The organism is Bradyrhizobium sp. P2_E8 (genome assembly GCF_056403875.1).
In genome coordinates, this window is the sequence record NZ_JBFUES010001339.1 from 1 (window position 1) to 1,627 (window position 1,627).

General features: G+C 65.1%; 2 protein-coding genes and 1 pseudogene. All 3 read left to right on the forward strand.

All coding sequences use genetic code 11. From position 1 onward, the window contains the following. On the forward strand, positions 1-484 hold a 484-nt coding region (locus AC1D00_RS40225), incomplete at its 5' end, for a TOBE domain-containing protein (RefSeq protein ID WP_477014521.1). Next, on the forward strand, positions 481-1,395 hold the full coding sequence (locus tag AC1D00_RS40230; protein ID WP_477014522.1) for an ABC transporter permease: 915 nt from the start codon (positions 481-483) through the stop codon (positions 1,393-1,395). The genes AC1D00_RS40225 and AC1D00_RS40230, both read left to right, overlap by 4 nt. Before the next feature lie 4 nt (positions 1,396-1,399). Then, a pseudogene (locus AC1D00_RS40235) lies at positions 1,400-1,627 on the forward strand (putrescine ABC transporter permease PotI); the annotation flags it as partial.

A 1,627-nucleotide genomic window follows, 5' to 3' on the forward strand; every position in this document is an offset into this window, starting at 1 on the left:
GATGAAGGCCGGCAAGCTCGCCCAGGTCGCTGGCCCCCGCGAGCTCTACGAGGCGCCGCGCTCGCGCTGGATCGCGGAGTTCGTCGGCGACGTCAATCTGTTCGACGCCGAGTCCAGATTGCGCGACGGCCATCGTCTGGTCATCGGCACGCGTGATGCGGGGACGCTGGTCGTGGCCGAGCCGCGCGAGCCGATCGGCGCGGGAAAATTGTCGGTCGCGATCCGTCCCGAGAAGGTCAAGCTGTCGCGCCGCGGCCCGGTGAGCGAGGTCGGCCGTGAAACGGCAATCAACCGGCTGGACGGCGTGATCGCGGACATCTGCTATCTCGGCGGCACCACCACCTACAAGGTGAAGCTCGACACCGGCGGGATCGTGCAGGCGTCCGTCGCCAACAGCGCGCGCCTCGACGTCGACGCCTACAGCCTGAACCAGAACGTCGTCGCCTGGTTCACGCCCGACGACTGCATGGTGCTGCCGTCATGAGCTCCCGCCGCATCTTCGCGCGACCGGCGCGCTTTGCCGCGATCGCCCCCTATGTCTGGATGGTGCTGTTCTTTCTGGTGCCGTTCGGCTTCGTGCTGAAGATCAGCCTGTCGCAGACCGCGATCGCGCAGCCGCCTTACGAGCCGGTGTTCGACCTGACGGCGGGGTGGGAATCGGTCAAGGTGGCCTTTGCCGCGCTGTCGTTCGATAATTTCAGGCTGCTCGGCTCCGATGACATCTATGTGTACGCCTATGTGCGCAGCCTCACCGTCGCGGTCACGGCGACGGCACTGCTGCTCCTGATCGGCTATCCCATCGCCTATGGCATGGCGCGGTTGCCGAAGCGCTGGCAGGCGGTGGCGATGGTACTGGTGATCGTGCCGTTCTGGACCTCGTTCCTGATCCGCATCTATGCCTGGATCAACATCCTTCAGCACGACGGCCTGCTCAATCAGATCCTGCTCGCGCTGCATCTGGTCAGCCAGCCGGTGGTGTGGCTCTCCACCGATACCGCGATGTATATCGGCATCGTCTACTCTTATCTTCCGTTCATGATCCTGCCGCTCTATGCGACGCTCGCCAAGATGGAGCCGGCGCTGGAGGAGGCGGCCTCCGATCTCGGCGCGCCGCCCTGGCAGGTGTTCTGGCTCGTCACCTTCCCGCTGTCGCTGCCCGGCGTCGGCGCCGGCGTGCTCTTGTGCTTCATCCCCATCGTCGGCGAGTTCGTGATCCCCGACCTCCTGGCCGGCTCCAATTCGCTGATGATCGGCCAGACCCTGTGGCTCGAATTCTTCACCAACAAGGACTGGCCGGTCGCGTCCGCCGCAGCCATCGTGCTGCTGGTGGTGCTGCTGGTGCCGCTGTTGCTGTACGAACGGCTCCAGAAGCGGCAACTGGAACAGGGACGGTGAGCCGATGCGCAAGGTCTCTCGCCTGTCCCGCTTCAATGTCGCCTCGCTCGCGCTGGGGCTGGCATTCCTCTATCTGCCGATCCTGATCCTCGTCATCTATTCCTTCAACGCCTCGCGGCTGGTGACGGTGTGGGGCGGCTGGTCGCTGCGCTGGTATCACGAGTTCTTCAATGATCGCGCGATGATCGAGGCGGCCTGGATGAGCCTGCGGGTCGCGGCCTCCTCCGCGACC